Origin of the sequence: Ruminococcus bicirculans (ex Wegman et al. 2014), from assembly GCF_000723465.1 — a bacterium.
Taxonomy (GTDB): Bacteria; Bacillota; Clostridia; order Oscillospirales; family Ruminococcaceae; genus Hominimerdicola; species Hominimerdicola aceti.
On sequence record NZ_HF545616.1, the window covers coordinates 635,409 to 655,695 of the forward strand.

The window sequence follows — 20,287 nt, forward strand, 5'->3', positions numbered from 1 at the left end:
AATAAAATAGTGAATAAATATTAATAATAAATTAATGTATATATCTTGCAGATAGAGTATAATTAAATTATTGGATCGAGAAATATTAAGGCAAAAGATACAAAAAAATTAAACAACGGAGGAAATCATAGTATGAAGAAGTTTTTGGCAGGCTTCTGTGCTGCGGCAATTGCAGCAGGATGCATGGGAATGACAGTCATGGCAGACACGGAAGCAACGGACAAGCTCACCTCTTACGAGGCAACAAGCGACAATGTTAAGCTTATCGGTCGTACTTACAGAAAGGGCGACACAACGATACTTGGCTATTCTGCAAGCGGTATCGAGTTCAAATGCACAGGCACAAAGGCTGTTTTCAATGTAAACGGCAGCGTAGGTGAGGCAAGAATTGGCGTATTTGTAAACGGCAAGCTTGTTAAGCAGGGCTACATAAAAAATAAGAAGACAAACGCAGTTGAGGTAGATCTTCCTGAGGGCGAAAGCACAGTTAAGCTCATAAAGCTTTCAGAAGCTGCACAGAGCGTTATCGCAATTGACAGCTTTGAGGTAGACGGCAAGCCACAGCCAACAGAGGCAGCAAAGCATTCTATCGAGTTTATTGGTGACTCTATCACTTGTGGATACGGCGTTGACGATCCACTTGGAAAGTCATTTTCTATCTACAACGAGAACGCCGCAAAGACATATGCTTACAAGGCAGCACAGAATTTTGGCGCTGACTACAGCTTTGTATCAGTAAGCGGAGCAGGTGTGATCTCTGGTTATTCAGGCAACGGCAAGATAAATGACGCACTGCTAGTGCCAAATTTCTATGATAAGTTCTGCTTTACATGGAGCTGGTTCGACGGTGAGCAGACAGCTAATTATGATTGGGATTTCTCACAGTATCAGCCTGAGCTTATCGTTGTAAATCTTGGTACAAACGATAACTCATACACAAAGGGTGACGCTGATAAGTGTGCTGAGTTTGAAAAGGGCTATGTAAATTTCCTCAAGGAGATAAGAGCTAAGAATCCAAATTCTGAGATACTTTGTACACTCGGTATTATGGGACAGGAGCTTTATCCTTCTATTACAGATGCAGTTGACACTTATAAGACTGAAACAGGCGACAGCAAGGTATCAGTTTTCGAGTTCAGCGTTCAGGACAGCGAAAACAATGGTTATGCAGTTGACTATCACCCATCAGCTGTTTCACAGAAGACAGCAGCTGATGAGCTTACAAATGCTATTGAAGGCATTTACGGCTGGGAGAGAGTTGAGTTGGTTAACGACGGCGTTGACGAAATGACAAAGGACGACGACGTTGAGTTCAATAACGTTGTTGAGGAGTCGTCAAGTGAGGAGAGCAGCGAGAGCAAAGCAGAGGAGTCATCTTCCGAGGCTTCTTCTGAAGCAACAAATGACAGCAGCGCAGCGGCTTCATCATCAAAGACAACGACAAATCCTAACAGCACCACAAACCCTAATACAGATGCGGCAATGGGCATAAGTATAGGTCTGGCAGCACTTGCAGGTGCAGCTATGGTGGTTTCTAAGAGGAAGTAATAAAGTAGATATTTACACCGCACAGAGGTAAGACTTTGTGCGGTGGTTTTTTGTTTGGTCTGAAAAAAATTGCCGAATTTTTTTGCCAATATCATTAAGCTAAAAAAGGAGCTCACACGAAAAAAGTGTGGGTTCTTTTTTTGACAAGAACACCGGAAAATCTTAATAAATTGTAAAACATAGCGAAAACCAGTTGACAAACCGCAGAAAATCTGCGGTTTCATTGTCTTTAGACAATGAAACCCTTTGAAGTAGGTATATGTTTTCCCATTTCAAGGATGGTTTCATTATGAAATATGTCGGCAGATTAAGAAAAAATTGATAACAGCTATTAAACATGTTTGTTCTGAGCGTAATACTTGTTTTGTCTCTCCCAAAAGAGATTTTACTCGTTCGAGCAAGATCTCTCCTCAAGATATTTTTAAGTGCCTTTTAACAATGGAAAGTTCATCTCTTTCTCATGAACTCTTGAATTACTTTGACTATTCTACCAATATTCCAACTAAATCTGCCTTTGTTCAAGCTCGCGCAAAAATCAGATCTGAAGCTTTTGGCTCTCTGTTTGACAAATTTAATGCTCTTTCTTCTGAAATTAAGCTTTTTAAGGGTTTCAGTCTTCTTGCATGTGACGGTTCAGATATACATATTCCGACAAATAAGAGCGATGCTGATTCGTTTATTTCTGGAAAGACTGGTTCTAAGCCATATAACATGCTACATCTCAATGCCTTGTATGATCTTTTATCCCATATTTACACTGATGTTATTATACAGAAAAAGCACTGTTCTAATGAGCACAGCGCTCTTCTCTCCATGGCACAGCGCCATTTTATAGATCTTGAGCAAATCATTGTTATTGCTGACAGAGGTTATGAATCTTACAATACTTTTGCACATTTTAATGAAGCAGGTCAAAATTTTCTCATAAGGATCCGTGATTCCAAGAATTGTATTATGTCAGTTCTTGATCTGCCTGAGGGTGAGTTTGATAAGTTAATTACTTTCAAACTTGTTCGTAAGCAGACAAATGCTATCAAAAAGCAATTGCTAAGCGATCCATACTTGAAGTTCATCTCTTCAAGCTGTACCTTTGATTTTGTTCCTTCAAAAAACAAAAAATCAGAGCCTACTGTTATTTATGAGTTGCCTGTACGGATTGTTCGCTTTAAAATATCAGATGACAGCTATGAAGTAATTGCTACAAATTTATCTGAAGATCTTTTTTTTTCTGATGACCTTAAAATGCTTTACTCCATGCGTTGGGGCATTGAAACATCTTTCCGAGACCTTAAATACACCGTGGGGCTTAGATATTTTCACGCAAAAAAGACAGAGAGCATCCTTCAAGAAATTTATGCTCGGTTGATAATGTACAATTTTTCTGAACTTGCCGTTTCCAATACTGCCGTTCAGCCCAATGATAGAAAGTGGTCTTACAGGATCAATTTCTCCCATGCTGTACATGTTTGCCGTAATTTCCTTTTAAAAAGGGTGCCTCTGTCTAGTGTTGAAGTTCTCATCGCAGCTGATATCCTTCCCATTCGCACTGGTAAGAACAATCCTCGTGCTCCTTCTCAAAAACACGCTGCATACTTCATTTACAGAATAGCATGATTTTTTACCCTATACTTGATTTTATGGAAAATAAATGCTATACTAATAAATGAAAACTCAATATATAGGGGGAAACAGTAATGATGAAGAAAATTATCGCTTTTGTGGCTGCGCTGTCGCTTATGTCAACGGGGTTTGCGCAGACCGCTTTTTCTGACAGCGAGGAAACTGCGGAAATCGTAACTTTCAGTGCTAAGGACAGCTCGGCTGACGATACGGAGGAGGTTTCGCTCCAAGCACCGATCGGTCTTAAGTCTGTGAACAATACTTCGTCCTCAAACACCTTCGCTTGGACGGCTGTTGACGGCGCAGAGGGCTATGAGGTGTATTATTGGCGTTCGGGGGAGTTCGTGAAAATAGGTGAAACAGCTGATACTAAGTATACATACAGCAAAAAGTCTTCTGCTACCAAGTATATGTACAAGGTAAGGGCTTTTAAAACTGTCAATGATGAAAGAGTGTTTTCTGATTTGTCACAGCAGTTCACTACCTGCACATTGCCGTCGGCGGTGAAAATGGACTCCACTATCACTTCAAAAAATTCTCTGAAACTGCGCTGGTCAAAGGTGTCAAAAGCCACAGGCTATAATGTTTATATGTATTCAAACGGCAAGTGGGTGCATTTGGCAGATACCACAAAAACTGAGTTCACTATCGACAGGCTTGAAAGCGCAAAGCAGTATAGATTTAAAGTCAGAGCATATAGGATATTCAACGGCGTGACTTACAGCGGCTCATTCAGCAGCGAAAAGAAGTCTTACACAAATAAAACTGTCAAGACCACAAGATATGTGACGGTGTATCGTTCAAAGAACGATAATGTTGTTATCGGCAGTATCCCTGCAAACACTGTGCTTTCGCAGTTCGGCGCAGTACAGAATGGGCGTATCGACGTTAAAATGCCAAAGACAGGCAAGCATGGCTGGATAAATGCTTCTTATGTTCAGCGTTACAATAATCTTGTGGTGGCTTGTATAAATCAGAACGGATATGTGGGCGGCTCGCCAATGCCAATGGGCTGTGAGGCGACTTCTCTTGCCACAGTTTTAAACTACATAGGCTTTTCAACGAATAAGAATTATGTTTCAAACGCCTATATCCCACACGGCGCAGTTGGAACTGTAGACCCTAACTATGCTTATGCAGGCTCGCCTTATACTTACACAGGACCCGGAGTTTATGCGCCTGTTATTGCGCAGACGGCAAATAAGTTTCTGAAAGACAGGCATTTGCAGAATAACTATCAGATAGAGCTTTACACCGATTATATCACAGGCAAAAACGTCAACAAAGAAAAGATAAGCACCAGCAAGCTCGACCTTGGAAGCACAAAGTCAGCTGGCGGACTTACCCCAGAGCAGATAAAGACCGAGATAGACAAGGGTCACCCTGTTATAGTGTGGATGGCGACAAACGGCAAGCCTATGTATCTTCTGCAAAATTGGAAGCTTACAAGGGGACAGAGATACACCCAACCGGGCTCAGGCAGTTACAGCTTCTTGTGGTATGCGCCGCAGCACTGCCTTGTTATAACAGGCTATGATGATGTCAGCGGAGATTTTATCTTCGGCGATGTGCTTACAGGCACAAAGAACAGACGCTTCTCGTACTCGAATTTCCAGAGCAGTTATAACATTTTGGGCAGACAGAGCGTTGTGATCTATAAGAAATAATTTTGTATATTGAGCAAAACAGCGTATCGCAGGGTTTCCTGCGGTACGCTGTTTTCATATGTAATTACTTCTTTGTAGTAACACTCTTTGAAGCCGACCAAGCGCCGTAGTATTTCGTACCCTTTACAGTAGTATACGAGCGAACACGAACATAGTACTTCTTTTTGCCCGAAAGCTTTGAAACAGTGGTCTTGTCTGTCTTGTTGCTTGTTATAGTAACTTTCTTTGCACTTGTAAACTTAGAGTTTGTAGCATACTGAATTTCATATCCAGAAGCAGAGCCTTTCTGCGCCCAATCCACAAAGAAAGCCTTGCTCTTAGCTGTGAGCTTCTGTATCTCTTGCTTGGCAGGATTTATCTTGAACGTCTTTGTGATAGTGCCTGTGTAAGAGCCTTTTCCTGCAATTTTTACTGTGGCAGTACCTATTTTCTTGTTGCTTGAATAGGAAACTGTATAGTCAGTGCCATTTTTCAGCGTTTTGCCGTTGTATTTAACAGTAATGCTCTGTGTAATATTCTTGCCCGTGTATGACTTATTTGAAATGCCCGAAACTGTGGCTTTCTTGAAGTTATTTTTGATTTTGAAGGTCTTTGAAACAGAACCTGTGTAGTTGCCCTTGCCCGTGATCTTTACAGTAGCTGTTCCGACCTTGGTGTTGTTTGAATAGGAAACTGTGTAATCTGTACTATTCTTCAAAGTTTTGCCGTTTAGCTTGACCGTTACACCAGGCTTCTTTGCCTTGCCATCATATGCGTAGGTCGAAGTTGAAAGTGTCACGCTTGCCTTTGAAATGCTAATTCTTGAAAGTGCAGGGATCTCGGCAGTTTCAAGCACCTTTTTGCAAACAGTACACTCTCTGTGCTTTGAGCCTTTAACTCCGATAGAAGCCGCCTTGTCGACTATCCAGCCGCTTGACTTGTGGCCTGTGGCTGGGATAGTTTCAGTGTAGCTGTCACCGCATGAGCAGGTGTATGTTCTTGTACCACTTACTGTGCAGGTAGGCTGCTTTGTGATCCTATTTGTATAGCTGTGTTTGTGGTTTGGGTCATAGTTATAATATCTTGTTGAGTTTGTTAAACACTCATTGAAATCAAGTATATTTATTTTCTCCCAATCGGCTTTTGAACCTTTATAGTAAACATTTTTCAAATTAGTGCAGTCATAAAATGCAAACATGCCAATGCTGTTTACACTTTTCGGAATCGTGATATTCTTTAATGTCTTACAATTAAAGAAAGATCTGTATGCGATCGTGTTAATAGTATCGGGAATTGTATAATCGGATCTGCTTGAATTAGCAGGATATTGCATTAATTGCGTCATTGCTTTGTCAAACCAAACACCGTCTTTAGAACAATATTTTTGATTATCAGGATCGACATTTATGCTGATAAGGCTGTCACAAAAATAAAATGTATCAATCTCTATGTATTCAGTGCTTTTGGGGATTGTGACCGTAGTTAAACTTGAACATTCGGAAAATGTAGCACTTCCAATGTACTTTACGCTCTCTGGTATGTCTATGCTGACAAGACTTTTACAACGAGCAAAAGCAGAGGAAGGAATGTTGTCAATATTTGTTGGCATTTTTATATGTGTTAAATTTGTACAGCCAGAAAATGATGATGTTCCAATATATGTGACACTATCAGGAATAATTATATCTGTTAGACTATCACAGTTTTCAAAAGCCCCATTTCCAATACTTGTGACGCTTCCAGGAATTGTATAGGATGATTGCTTAAGACCAAGTGGATATATCAACAAAGCAGTTTTGTCTTTATTAAACAATACTCCTTCATCTGAAGAAAATGAAGTGTTATCATTGCTGACAGATATATCTGCAAGAGCGGTGCATCCTTCGAAAGCATTATATGTAATGTTTGAAACACTATCAGGAATAAAAATATTTGTGAGTTTTTTACAGCCTGAAAATGATTTGTATTCAATGCTGTTTAATCCGTTAGACATTGTTATAGCCGAGAGATTCTCACAGCCCTTAAAAGCTTCATTTTCGATAGTTTTGACGTTTTCGGGAATAGTTATGCTTTCAAGACTTTTACAGCAAAGAAAGGATTGTTCTGGAATGTTATCAATATTTGATGATAATTTGATATCTCTGAGAGCATAACAATTTAGGAAAGCGTACTTTTCAATGCTTGTGATGCTATCAGGAATAACAACATTAGTAAGTGCTGAACAATCAGAAAATGCTTTTTCTCCAATAGTTTCAACACTGTCTGGAATATCGATTTTTTTCATACCTGAACAGCTTGAAAATGCAGATTTTTCAATTCTGACAACTCCATTTGGAATAATAACATTATCGAGATTTGTACAAGAAAAAAATGCTTCTTCTGGAATAGTTGTAAGGTTTGCTGACAGGGTAATATCACTGAGACTTGTACAGTAAAAGAACATGGATTTTCCTAAACTTGTAACACTATCAGGTATTATTATACTTTTTAATGCGGGGCATTCAGAAAATGCGAGATCTCCAATGCTTGTGACCCCGTCTGGGATAGTTATATTTTCAAGATACAAGCATCTTGTAAATGTGTTATCCTCAACACAAGTGATAGTGTCAGGTAGTGTTAGGTTTTTGATGCTTGTTGCCGAGAATGCATTTTTTCCGATACTCTTAACACCATTTTTTATATCTATTTTTTTAAGAGTATTACAATCTTCAAAAGCAGACGCTCCTATAATTACAACACTTTGTGGTATATCTATGCTTTCGAGGCAGGTGCAACCATGGAAAGCATAAGTCCCGATACTTGTTAGACCATTTGGTAAGGTCACATTTTTGAGTATATCACAATTTTCAAATGCGTTGTTTTCGATTTTTTTTACTCCGTTTGGGATCTTAATACTTTCTAGCTTCCTATTTGAATAAAAAGCACGATTGCCTATACTTGTTACCTGTTTACCATTTATATATGCAGGGATAGTCAGATTTTCGGTTTTTCCTGTATATTTGGTAATCGCTATGGTACCGTCATTCAAAACACTATACTGGAAATCACCATAGGTGTCTGCACTAGCTGATATGACAACTCCGATTTCCGTGGCTTGTTCTGCAATAGGCAAAACAGTGCTACTAAAAGTGATCGCAAAGGCAGCAACACAAGCTAAAATTTTTTTCATACATAATCACTCCCACGTATTTTATTTTTTTGAAAAAGATTATAACATCATGATAACACTTTCTGCAATAAATGTCAATATTGGAAATGTAATCTAAGCGAATTATAAAGTTAGTGAACAAAAACAGCGTATCGCAGGGTTTCCTGCGGTACGCTGTTTTCATATGTAATTACTTCTTTGTAGTAACACTCTTTGAAGCTGACCAAGCACCGTAGTACTTCGTACCCTTTACAGTAGTATACGAGCGAACACGAACATAGTATTTCTTTTTGCCCGAAAGCTTTGAAACAGTGGTCTTGTCGGTCTTTTTATTTGTTATTGTGACTTTCTTTGCACTTGTAAACTTAGAGTTGGTAGCGTACTGAATCTCATATCCAGTAGCAGAGCCTTTCTGTGCCCAGTCCACAAAGAAAGCCTTGCTCTTAGCCGTGAGCTTCTGTATCTCCTGCTTGGCAGGATTTATCTTGAACGTCTTTGTGACAGTGCCTGAGTAATTGCCCTTGCCTTTGATAGTGACCTTTGCCGTGCCGACTTTTGTGTTGTTTGAATAGGTCACGCTGTAATCTGTACCATTCTTCAAAGTTTTGCCGTTTAGCTTGACCGTTACACCAGGCTTCTTTGCCTTGCCGTCATAAGCGTAGGTCGAAGTGGAAAGTGTAACGCTTGCCTTTGAAATGCTAATTCTTGAAAGTGCAGGGATCTCAGCCGTTTCAAGAACTTTCTTGCAGACTGTACATTCCTTGTGTTTTGAGCCTTTAACTCCGATAGAAGCCGCCTTGTCAGTTATCCAACCGCTTGACTTGTGACCTGTGGCTGGGATAGTTTCGGTGTAGGAGTCACCGCATGAGCAGGTGTATTTTACTGTGCCTGCGGTGGTGCAGGTGGCATTGCTGAGAACTGTTTTTGTATAGCTGTGTTCATGATAATCGTCAAGCGCAAATGGTGAGAGCTTGTAAAGGGTCGGTGCTGAATTATTTGTGACATACCATTTTACCATGCCGTCACTGCATACAACAGGTTGACAATCTGAAAGTCCGAAGGAGTGAGAAATGGCTTTGGTAACAGTTTTGCCGTTTGAGTCAACTGTCATTGTCTTTGTGGCGGTCTTGCCTGTGGAACTGTTGTATTCTTCCCACATAACAAGGAACAGATTGTCATTTATCTTTATAAGCTGAGGGGTGCGGCAGGTCACTTTACTTGATGTGCCGTAGTTTGTGAGGGCAATGTTCTGTGTGCCGTTGAAAAGCTCGTCTGTGACGCTTATGTAAACATTTCTTGTCTTACAACTGCTTGAAACGTCTTTTGCATAGGCTATCAGACAGTTTCCGCTGCCAAGCTCAAAACCGCCTATTGAAGCGCCCGTGTAGTTGCTTTTGTTCATATCGAACTTAACAGGGATAGAAACGCTCACGGCTGTTGATTTTCCGTCAGCCTTATATTTTGTGAGAGTAATGCCGTTTACAGAAAGGTAGGAGCCGTTCATTGTGTAGTTGCTTGATTCTGAGTGGTCAACTCTGTAGATGTATTTTCCGCTTTCGTCAGCTTTGATGAATTGGTTGAATGAGTGGCTAACATAGCCGTCTGTAAGATTTGAAACGTCATACATTGAGTCGGTCAGGGACATGGAGGATTCGTCAATGGTGAAAAGCATATTTGCCTGATGATTTATGCCGTCACTGTCAGCATACATCTCATGGCAGGTGTAAACATAAAGCTTTCCACCCGCTTCTTCCATTCTCAGTGAGCCTGCCGAGAACGGCTTTGTTGTATTGACACCTGAGATACTGCATGAATTTACCTTGCTCCAGCTCTTGGTGTATTTGACTACTCTTACAACTTCCTTGCTGTCGCTTTCGAAAGTGTTGTTCTGACCGAACACGAGATAGTTATAGTCTTTTCCTGAATAAAAGCCACCAAATAGGTTAAGCTCTTTTGAAATAGTGCGTTGTGATATAAGCTTATTGCCGTCTGCGGAATAGTTTTCTACCACAATGCCGCTTGATGTGTTTTCAAGCCTTGTGAGCGTTCCGTCGCTGTTTTGTACAAGATAAGAGTTTGTGACCGATGACCATGTGTTGTAATGGTTATCTGAAGCATTGTCTGTTGTACGTCCGCTGAGTATAGTGGCAGAGCCTTTTGTGTCGCTATCCATAGGCGTAACTGTCACTGTACAGCTTGCTTTCACACTGTTGTCGGTGGTAGCGGTTATTGTGCATACGCCTGCCTTGTTTCCGTACACCTTGCCGTCTTTTGTAACCGAAGCCACAGAATTATCACTGCTTGACCATGTGAAGCCGTAGTCTATATCGGAATTGCTTCTTGCAGAAAGTTTAAGGCTGTTGCCCGTTTTGAGCGTGGCAGAAGAATTTGAAATCGTAACACTGCTAGGCTTTTTCCAAGCAATATTCTCTGAGTAGAAATTGCCGTCAGTATCACGCTCTATGGCTGTCACAGTGCCGTTCGTATAATACAAAGCGAAAACAGGATAAGCTGTTTTATATGAAGCCACCTGCTTGAAATCGCTGTTGAACTCCATAAGAGTGTTGTTGTTTACATACATGATAGTGCTGTCATTTTCGCTGTTGTATACAGTTCTTGTTCCAACGCTGTTGTAGAGATCATTTTTGTTTTCATGTTCCGCTCTTGAAACGCTTCCAAAGAGAGATAATGTATTATCTGTTGATGTATGAAATTTGGCAGATTCCACGATGTTTACAGTGCCGCTTGCAGAAGAAGTCCACGCAAGCTTGCCGTTGTCAAGCATTTGTGCGTTGTCATAATGATAATCGTAATATTTCTGATAGAAATAGTCGATAGATTTATCAGACACGGTTATTTTGTTATTTGAAATATTTCCAAAGCCAAGGGCGTTCATTTTGTGAGTATAGCCCCAATAAACGTAATCAGCGTTTCTTTCAAAATAGAAGTTTCCGTTTGTGCTGTCAAAGCCTGAGAACTTTGTTATGGCAACTTCGGTGCTGCAGGAGGACAGCTTATTTCCGTTTGAGTCCAGCAGAAATAGATTATCGCCTTTTTCAGCACCGCTGCTGTCTGTTACATAGTAATATATCCTGCCGTTATCGTCAACGCCAAAACAGTTTGGGTAATTTAAAATACCATTGGGGGTATACTTGCTCACATTAACGCTTTTGGTCACCTTTTCCGTATCGGTGTCAAAGGTCTTTATGTAATAAGAATATGACGAGCCCTTCACGCTGGAATTGTATGTGCTGGTATCTCTTTCGATATAATAGATCTTGGAGTTATTTGCATATACATTTATAATGTCACCAAGCGTTGCTACAGTTCTCACGGAGTTGTTGGAAAAGCTATAGAATTTAATTAGCTTCTTGTAGTTTTCCACAGTATAATAGTATAGTCCGTTTTCAGTGGCAGAAACCACGTTTACGAAAACCTGATCGGAACTGTTAAAAGTCAGAAAATCTGACGGCATTTTTACGGCGCCGTTTGCAGAATAAGCCTGAGCTGATATAGCGGTGTTCCCAAATATGCCGTTAATGCTTTCTTGAAGCGGAAGCAGTGCGGCAGAAGCTGTTATAACAAAAGCTGTAAGTCCTGCGGTGATTTTTTTAGTCAACATATTTATCCCTCTTTACTATGATCTTTACCCCGACCCTATGTGTATATTATACTACTTTTTTTGCCTGATTTCAAGTAAAAAGCTCCGCCACAGCGAATGCCACGGCGGAGTTTTTAGGACTTTTTGGGAGAAATTACTTGTTGCCTGTTGTCTTGTAAGCGTCGATCATCTTCTTGCTGGTGAGTCCAGAACGCCGAGCATATCTTTCTCCGTTCCTAATGTATGTCATCGGCTCTGATTCACCTGTCAGAAGTTTAATTTCCAGTTTCATTGTGTTCTTATTTATTGGAACTACACTTATACGGTCTATGACTGCCTTTGCCATTTCGTCGACTTGTTCCTTGTTCATTGGTAGGCTAGGATCATACATTTCACGGAAGTATTTTTCAATCCGCTTTATAGCTTTTGCATAACTATTGTCGTTTTCGCTTTTCTTTTCGATAAATCTTATCTGATGTTCTATTCCTTTTATTAGTTCACTGCTCTCGGTATTACGTTTTGTAAATTCTGATTTTGTGATAAGCTCCTCCATATAGAGCTCCAGCAGTTTATCACGCTTTTTATTTTCCTTTTCCAGTGTTGCTTTCAGGCCGCTTACCTGCCGCATTGCCTCGGCAGAGCGGTCTGATTCTTTATATATCCGAAGAAATGTTTCAACATAATCCTCAAGGTTTTCAGCCACGTCCTTGAAAAATCCCGACAGTATGCTGTAAAGTTCCGATTCCATTATTGCAAATGACGCACAGCTTTTTGCACCTTCTTTCTTTTTTTCTGAGCATATCCATTGATATATTGGCTGACCTTTTGATACGCTGTTTGAGTAACTTGTCCTCCAATATGGCTTGTCGTGAGCTGCACACCATATCTTACCGGTGAAGACACTTGTGTCTTTAAATGAGTGTTCACGGCTTTTTATGGCAGCACTTCTTGTTTCAAATATTCTGTTGCACTTGTTCCATATTTCCTCAGATACTATGGCAGGTACGACTTCGCCTGTTTCGTCTTTGTACATCACCCATTCTTCTTTGGGTAAAAAACGCTGTTCTTTTGTGCGGTAGTCAACTATTCTTACTTTGTTACCACAGTAAAATCCTTTATATTTTGGGTTTTGTATAATGCCTGAAACGGTGTTGTGATGTATCCTTGTACCATTGCGTCCACGGTAGCCCTTATCATATAGTATTCGTTCTATCTTTCTGACGCTCATATCACCAGTAGAGTAAAGGTCAAATATCATTCTTACCATTTCTGCTTCAGGTTCGTTTATGACAAGTTTACAGTCATCTTTATCATAGCCGAATATACGATTGTTGCCCATAACATTTCCGCTTTCTATTGAACGCTTGTGACCCCAGCGAACACGTTCAGAAAGCTTCCTGACTTCATCAGCGGCGATGCTTGACATTATAGTAAGACGCATTTCGCTGTCAGAATCAATGGTACAAATGTTATCATTTTGGAAGAAGACCCCTACCCCTGCTCGGAGAAGATCACGGGTATAGGTAAGGCTGTCGATAGTATTTCTTGCGAAACGGCTGACTTCTTTTGTAAGTACAAGGTCAAACCTTCCTGCTTTTCCATCTTCGATCATTCTCATAAATTCAGCACGGTTTTCAGCGTGTTCTCCTCTGACCCTGTCAACATACCCCTCAATGTAATTCCAATTTGGGTTTGACTTTATCATCTCTGTAAAGAAGTTTATCTGATTTTCAATAGAGTTTTCCTGTTCATCACGGGTCGTTGATACTCGTGCATAAAATGTAACATTGATTTCAAGATCAAAAATTGTTTTCCGCTCACGTTTCATAAGGTCAGCGGCTGCATAAATATCCATTAAAATTCTCCTTTCGTCAAAGCCTTGACTGATTGTTTTGACTTTGATTTTGTTTAGTTAATATGATTATACCATGCCGACAGCACAGGGTCAATGGCACGGAATAACTTACCTGTGGCAATATGTAGCAATGCCTTTCGGCACTGCATTTGCGGTCATGCCGCCAGTCTTTCGATCATCATTATCATTCTGTTGTACTTTTTGATGTCGATCTCGCCGCTGTTGAGCAGCAGCTTAGTCCAAGCAGCCAGGGTTTTCTTCTTCATTTCCAGCTTGGAATAGGGACTTTTCGGATTTTTACTCAATAGACATATCTCCTTTTCCATTTGCATCAGTAATATTTTCTCACACTCATCAAAAATTATCCATTTGTTTTTCACTGTTTTTCCAGTCAATGATATCACAAAAACTTTGAAATAGTAATCACCAACTGCAACAAAAAACTTGCTTGATTTTATTGCATTTATACCTTTCGACGCCGACACGATAGCACGCATTTACGCTGTTTCAGCCTGATTTTAGCGGTGTGCGACCTCTGAATTATCAAGGACCTGTTTTTACGACCCCATTGACTTCTCGACCTTGTCGTATCTCGCAAACTGCGTATTTTCGGCACTTTTGCGGCGAGCTTTGCTCGTCCGCTGTGAGTGTTTCGGGGGCTGCGACCCCGAAACTTTAACTTGCAATGAAATATTTAGCTTTGGTGTTTATAGCTCTAGCTGCTTAATTGTGCAAAGTACATAATTGCTCAAATCGTTGAGTTCGACTTGCACAAGCTAACCTTATTTAAAATATCGCCCACAGCGGCTCACAAATCGCTTGTGTGGGGTTTCCATTTGGCTTTGCTAAACTTACCCGACTGAAAACTAAAGCCCACAAATCGCCCCACGTTCGCTGATTGGGGTTGACAGTAAACATTGATTTAACTTTTTACTGTCACACTCTGTGAATTAAGATTTTACAAGGTTTTTTAGACTTTTTGAATCAGCTTGTTGACAGTAACTTCGCTAGTGTTTTTACTGTCACTACTGTCACGCTCACGGTCGTAATGAAGAATTATCAGCCTGCCGTTTCTAGTTCGCTTGTACTGAAAATCTATCCCGTACTTTCCGAGTGTGTAGCCGTTCTGAACCAGATCTCTTGTAACTCTGTTTGGATAGACTTGTTCTTGCGTGACTTCTTTTAGTTCACTTACAAGTTCTGACGCCGTACCTGAAAAATCAATTCTCTTTTTGATGTAAACATACAATGCCGCAAGAAAAATGTTGGCCTTACTTTTTGGAGCGGTCGGCTCATCGGTAACGACACACTTTTTCAAATCACTATCGAACTGCAAATTAATTTCTGCGTTTTCAATATCACGTCCTACACAATAAAGTTTTGCATTACGGCTGCCACGTTTTGTTTCGATCAGAACCATACTTCCGTCAACACAACCGCTGATTCCTGTACTTCCTGAGATCATATTAAACGGGTCCGTATCCTTGCATTTTCTTGTATGATGTACAACTATTATTGCGATTTCAAGTTTGTCAGCAAGTGCTTTCAGAACGGATAGGTCTTTGTAGTCTGAACCATAGCTTGAATCAGTATCGCTGCGAACCATTTGCAGAGTGTCAATAAAAACGATTTTCAGATCACGATGTTCACTCATAAAGCCTTCAATCTGCTCTTCAAGACCGCCTCCTATCGGGTCAGACATAACAGAGAAGTAAAGCATTTCAGTTGGTTCATCGGTCAGCTCATAGAGCCTGTTTTGTATTCTTGCGTAACTGTCCTCTAAACACAGATACAGAGCAGTTCCTTGTGAAGTTTTTAGACCTAAAATTTTTTCTCCTTTCGCTATTGACAGACACATATCAAGTGCCAGCCACGATTTGCCGACCTTTGGTGCACCTGCTAAGATATACAGACCTTGTGCGATCAAGCCGTCTATAACGAATTCTATTGGCTTGTACACAGTTGTCATTATTTCTTCGCAGGATCTAGTGATGAGTTTTTTCACGCTACCAGACCTCCTATTCTATTTTCAAGTTTCTGTTATTGTCACTGAACATAGCGAAATTTATATTCAAAACAAAAAGCTCGCAAAGACTTTTAAAATCTTTACGAGCTTATATTATTCTCCATTCTTATGGTATCGCATTTTAATACGTTTGTCAATAGTCATGGTCCATTTTCATTGTTTTGCACAGGAGATTTGATTTTGACACGGGGGTAAGATGTGCGTTTTCGCCGTCGCACTGTGAGATACCCCCTATGTCAAAACGTTATTAATTTAACAGAAACGAATTTTAGAGAACTTTTGCCTTAATAATATTCTTAATTTAATAATTTAATAATACAGTAACCATCCCGTGAACTTCACAAATGGAAAAAGTCTTTTTGTATTTCTCAAGCTTTCCTTGATAATCATTTTTGCGGTTGTCAAGAAGTATTATTTCAGCTTTTGAAACATCAGCATTATCCAAAAGATATACATTATCAAATTTGTAAAGCGACGGTATTATATATGTGTCTGCATATATGCAGACGGTTTTGTCTATGGTGTCGATAAATTCGTTAGTCTGCGTTATAAGTGCGGTGTTTTCATATCGTTCGGTGTATAACTGTATTTTATCACTAACTGTAACCGAGAAAAGTATGACCGCTGACATTGCGGATATAAGTAATACCTTTCGTTTCTGCTTTAATGTTGATACCTCTTTAACAAAAGCACAGAAAAGCATTGCTCCGCTTCCGAAAACGTATTGGTAATCTACATTATATTGATATGTGTAGTCTGTGCTGAGGTTAACGATTATCAGCGGAACGAGCAAAAACAGATCTGACGCTTTGTTTATTTTAAAGCAAACAAAAATAAAAGGCACTGTCATCAACAGCAGGAAAAGCAGTTTATCTACTGTTATCAGATTTGACACAAAATATGCCGGGTTCTTTATGACGTTTAAGATCACCGCAATAAGTCCGCTGTCGTTTTCGGCCAAGTAAATGTCATATCGGTTTACTTTTACACCCTCGCCAAAAATGTTTATGTATAAATTTGTGCCAATAAAGCCAAGTATGCCGATTATAGTGATAAGTAAACCGCTGGTCTTTTTCTTTTTGGAAAACAAGGAATACAGACCTAGGCAAATGATGTATACCCCTGCGTCCTCTTTGACTGAGAGTATAAGCAGACACGCTGCAACTTCACCAATGTGATTTTTCTTGCACATAAAATAATACAGCCACAATATAAATGCAGGCAAAAACATATTCTCGTGGATATCAAAAAACTGAGAACTGCAAAATGCAGGGTAGAAAAGATATATTATGCTGCACAAAACGGTGTCAGTTCTGCCGAGCTTGTAAAGCCTGCATATTTTTATCAGCGGCAATACTCCGCTTGCAATGATAAGCACTTGCAATATGACTAAAACAACCGAGTTTCTAAATATCATATATATTGGCAGTAGCAAATACCAGCAGGGTGAGAAATGCACATTGAAATGTGACATAAGCACATTTCGTTCGACCGTGGTGTATTGCTTGCACGTTTTACTCATATATTCAAACATTTGCAGAAAAATTCCCATATCAAAGCACGATGATTCATAGCTTTTTAGTTTGCATACGGTGCCGATCATCAATATTGTTACTGATATCACCGTGAACAACAGAACTGAAATTATCTCCGTTTTTCGGCATTTTAATATTTCAGTTTCCTTTATATCAGCAAACCTAAATATTATTATAGCCAAAACAGCAATGCAGGCAAAGCCGAAATATGCTGTGGTATTGGTCATTTTCCATATTGATATCAACGAATAAGCAAATATCAATCCTGTCAAAAGCAAATTTAAATTAACTCTTTTGAAAACAGTTATAAGGCAAAGTGTTGCTGAAAATGCGATGGTGGGAATGACTAATTGCAGCAGCGAAATGTTCGATACATAATACTTTGAGATAGGATCGGCGTCGCTGATAAGCATGGTATACAAACAGCCAAGAATATATCCGCATAAAATACACGAGAGGAGGTTTTGTTTGTTACTGAACATTGACGTCAAACTCCGAAAGGGTTATTTTATATGCAGAGTAATTTTTTAAATAAAAAGTGTGGTCGCCGTCTTTATTAGCGGTAAAATTTATCTCGTTGCCTGCAGTCTTGTCACAGAAAATTCTGTGTTCTGTTCCGTCCTGATAGTAGCCTAGTTCAATATACTCTCCGTCTTTGTCTGAATAATCAGAGGACAGGTCAAGTTCGATCTTTATAGTTATTTTTTGACCTTCATTCACGAAAACAGGCTCTTTTGTTACCATTTCACCATTGTTAAAGGTGTGGGTCGAACTTAGCTCGTCATCGATATTAATGTCAACAAAAGAGCAGAGGATAAGCGTGCTCAAAGTTATAGCAACAAGTATTATAATATTTGCATATGACTTCTTTTTCTTGGCAGTTATCTCGTTTATCCTAGTTTTCACCTTTTCTTTTTGTGAATACAAACACGCTGAAAATGCTGTATCTTGTTTACCATTTTCACATTTGTTTATCAGCATACCGCAGTAGTTATATTTCTCGGTATCATTCATCTCCTTGACAACTTTTTCGTCGCAAGCTATCTCAGACAGCAAATTCATACTGCGTGAAAGCTTGTATGCAAGCGGATCAAACCAATTGATTATACAAACGACCTGCATTACTATCCTTATGAATATATCGTGATTAAGATAGTGAAATTTTTCGTGCATACATACCACATCATAATTATCAGCTGCGATATTGTCAGGAAGAATTATTACAGGGGCGAACACGCCCATAAGCATAGGGCTTGAAATGCCTGGGCACTTTTTTACTTTCAGGCTTTTATTGCCGCATTTGTATACACCATTTTTTGTTGCCCAGCGGTCAACAAAGCGCTTTAAGGCAAGGTACCTGTAAATGCAAACAAAGCTGTTGAAAGCTACACCAATACACCAGACCGCAACAAGAAAAGGCATTATCTTCTTGACAGCTGGAATATGCTGCGTTTCTGTAAAAATGTATTTTTGTACGGAAATATTCTGAACTACGTCAGCGGTGACAGCCTGGTGAGGAATAAGAGTGGTCAGGTCTAAGGGAAATATTATCAGCAATGACAACGCTGAACATACCTTGTAGAATGATAATTTTTGACGCTTTTTGCCTACAGCTAAAAATATTTTACAGCAAAGATACAGGCACACTATTAGTACATTGCTCCGTATAAAATATGTAAATAAATTATTTATCATTATTTCTGTCCTTTACTTCTTCAAGAAAACGTATCAGCTCATCGATATCCTGACTGCTTAGCTTATCAGTTTCGTATAGATTTGTAACAAGGCTTGAAAGTGAGTTGTTATGGACCGAGCCAAAGAAATTTTCTGTTTCAAATTTAAGATAATCCGATTGGGATACCAGCGAATAATACTGACGCTCCTTACCTGTTTTCTCCGTTCTTAAAAATCCTTTTTCAATAAGGCGTTTAAGAAATGATATGAGAGTTGGTAATTTCCAATTATGGTCGCTCATTTTTTCTGCTATCTGAGAACTTGTGACAGGTTCGCTCATACTCCAAATAGTTTTCATTATCTCAAATTCCGCATCTGGAAGTTTTTTTATTTGGTTTATCATTACACACCTCCGTATTAGACATTTGTCTATAACGATATTATACACTTGTCTAAAATGCAAGTCAAGTTATGATGTGATGATTTTACAATTATTTAATATTTTCGACAATGCAATGATTCCTGTACTCTATCTTTAATATAAAAAATAATAAAGAGTGATAGCACTTAAGAATAACATAATTTCATTTTCATGACATCTATCTAGATATATTTACCATTGACTTTTTAGAAAAAATCGCATATAATAGTATTAACAGAACCCGACACGCCTCTTAGCAATGCGTACCACGTCGGGTCGTTTAATTATTAGGGGACTTTTTTATGCAGCTTAAAGAACAGCAACCATCAATGAATGTTGATCAACAAATCGAGAACTTGAAAATGATTGGGTTGAGAATTGTCAATGAAGAATATGCACGTCGAATTCTTAATGATATTTCATATTTCCGCTTGATAAAAGCATATGGCCTTGGACTAAAAGGTAAAAATAAAAATTTTGATGGTTCTATATCCTTTGAACAAATCGTTGAGTTATACCTGTTTAACGCCAACTTCAGGCAACTCTTATTTACTTGGATAGAGCAAATCGAAGTTAATCTCAGGTGTAGGGTAGCTAATCATTTCTCACATATTTATGGTGTACTAGGATATGAAGATCCGGATAATTTTAATGATCCTGGCTATCACTATGATTTTCTTTGTGAGATAAAAAAGGAAATATCCAGAAATAGCAAAGCCCCTTTTGTTAAGAATTTCAAAAATAATTATATTGACGGCAAAATTCCGTTTTACGCTTTGGTGGAGCTGTTCAGTTTCGGTACGCTCTCAAAGTTTTATAAAAATATGAAACCTCAGGACAAAAAAGCCGTTGCAACGTTGTATGGCGTGGGATATACTTATCTTGAAAGCTGGGTCGAACACATTGCTTTTGTGCGGAATATTTGTGCACACTATGGACGTTTGTATAATGTTAATCTTGCTAAAACGCCAAAGCTATATAAGCAATATACAGAAAAGGGGATAAGCAGTATCCGTGTATTTGCAACTCTTCTTTGCATAAAACATCTAATAACTAATGATCAACATTGGACAGCGTTTGTGGACAAACTAGATAAACTTTTTCACAAGTACCCTCACGTTGATAAAAAACTTATGGGATTTCCAGATGATTGGGTTAACATATTGAAAGAATAAACATTGAAACATCGCATTTGTTTTTACAAATGCGATGT

General features: G+C 39.2%; 13 protein-coding genes and 1 pseudogene. 5 read left to right on the forward strand and 9 right to left on the reverse strand.

Going from position 1 to position 20,287, the window contains the following annotated elements; genetic code table 11:
• The first annotated feature begins 132 nt into the window (after window positions 1-132).
• The 3 genes from RBI_RS02840 to RBI_RS02850 all read left to right on the forward strand — a co-directional run bounded on the left by RBI_RS02840 (window position 133) and on the right by RBI_RS02850 (window position 4,835).
• Window positions 133-1,548, forward strand: coding sequence for an SGNH/GDSL hydrolase family protein (locus RBI_RS02840; RefSeq protein ID WP_038670854.1), 1,416 nt, complete (start codon window positions 133-135; stop codon window positions 1,546-1,548).
• 318 nt (window positions 1,549-1,866) lie between these two features.
• Complete coding sequence (locus RBI_RS02845; RefSeq protein WP_158455050.1) at window positions 1,867-3,162, forward strand: IS4 family transposase; 1,296 nt, start codon at window positions 1,867-1,869, stop codon at window positions 3,160-3,162.
• A gap of 80 nt (window positions 3,163-3,242) precedes the next feature.
• Window positions 3,243-4,835 carry a C39 family peptidase gene (locus RBI_RS02850; protein WP_038670857.1) on the forward strand — a complete coding sequence of 531 codons (1,593 nt, stop codon included), beginning with the start codon at window positions 3,243-3,245 and terminating at the stop codon, window positions 4,833-4,835.
• Between the two features lie 64 nt (window positions 4,836-4,899).
• Here the strand turns inward: RBI_RS02850 and RBI_RS15170 are convergent, their stop codons facing one another.
• Entirely contained in the window at window positions 4,900-6,402 is a 1,503-nt protein-coding gene (locus RBI_RS15170; protein WP_367576859.1) for a leucine-rich repeat domain-containing protein, read from the reverse strand.
• On the opposite strand from RBI_RS15170, the gene RBI_RS15175 reads away from it, so the two are divergent.
• Complete coding sequence (locus RBI_RS15175; RefSeq protein ID WP_242843664.1) at window positions 6,287-6,568, forward strand: hypothetical protein; 282 nt, start codon at window positions 6,287-6,289, stop codon at window positions 6,566-6,568. The two genes, RBI_RS15170 and RBI_RS15175, sit on opposite strands and share 116 nt — an antisense overlap.
• Window positions 6,569-6,699: 131 nt before the next feature.
• Here the strand turns inward: RBI_RS15175 and RBI_RS15510 are convergent.
• The 8 genes and pseudogenes from RBI_RS15510 to RBI_RS02890 all read right to left on the reverse strand — a co-directional run.
• Window positions 6,700-7,983, reverse strand: a pseudogene (locus RBI_RS15510) (leucine-rich repeat domain-containing protein); the annotation flags it as partial.
• Between the two features lie 169 nt (window positions 7,984-8,152).
• Window positions 8,153-11,584, reverse strand: a complete 3,432-nt coding sequence (locus RBI_RS13920; protein ID WP_051706366.1) for an Ig-like domain-containing protein — start codon at window positions 11,582-11,584, stop codon at window positions 8,153-8,155.
• 133 nt (window positions 11,585-11,717) lie between these two features.
• Window positions 11,718-13,418: a recombinase family protein gene (locus RBI_RS02865; RefSeq protein ID WP_038670861.1), complete on the reverse strand. Its 1,701-nt coding sequence runs from the start codon at window positions 13,416-13,418 to the stop codon at window positions 11,718-11,720.
• A 155-nt stretch (window positions 13,419-13,573) separates the two neighbouring features.
• The gene (locus tag RBI_RS14890) at window positions 13,574-13,723 is read right to left on the reverse strand and encodes a hypothetical protein (RefSeq protein ID WP_158455053.1); all 150 of its coding nucleotides are present in this window, start codon (window positions 13,721-13,723) and stop codon (window positions 13,574-13,576) included.
• Window positions 13,724-14,388: 665 nt separating this feature from the next.
• The gene (locus RBI_RS02875) at window positions 14,389-15,423 is read right to left on the reverse strand and encodes an AAA family ATPase (RefSeq protein WP_051706368.1); all 1,035 of its coding nucleotides are present in this window, start codon (window positions 15,421-15,423) and stop codon (window positions 14,389-14,391) included.
• Window positions 15,424-15,745: 322 nt separating this feature from the next.
• Complete coding sequence (locus RBI_RS02880; protein WP_038670866.1) at window positions 15,746-17,461, reverse strand: DUF2079 domain-containing protein; 1,716 nt, start codon at window positions 17,459-17,461, stop codon at window positions 15,746-15,748.
• Window positions 17,451-18,674, reverse strand: coding sequence for a M56 family metallopeptidase (locus RBI_RS02885; RefSeq protein WP_038670868.1), 1,224 nt, complete (start codon window positions 18,672-18,674; stop codon window positions 17,451-17,453). The genes RBI_RS02880 and RBI_RS02885 overlap by 11 nt, the downstream gene beginning before the upstream one ends.
• On the reverse strand, window positions 18,664-19,056 hold the full coding sequence (locus RBI_RS02890; protein WP_242843668.1) for a BlaI/MecI/CopY family transcriptional regulator: 393 nt from the start codon (window positions 19,054-19,056) through the stop codon (window positions 18,664-18,666). Before RBI_RS02890 ends, RBI_RS02885 begins: the two co-directional genes overlap by 11 nt.
• Before the next feature lie 320 nt (window positions 19,057-19,376).
• On the opposite strand from RBI_RS02890, the gene RBI_RS02895 reads away from it, so the two are divergent.
• The gene (locus tag RBI_RS02895; protein ID WP_038670870.1) at window positions 19,377-20,249 is read left to right on the forward strand and encodes an Abi family protein; all 873 of its coding nucleotides are present in this window, start codon (window positions 19,377-19,379) and stop codon (window positions 20,247-20,249) included.
• Window positions 20,250-20,287 lie beyond the last annotated feature (38 nt).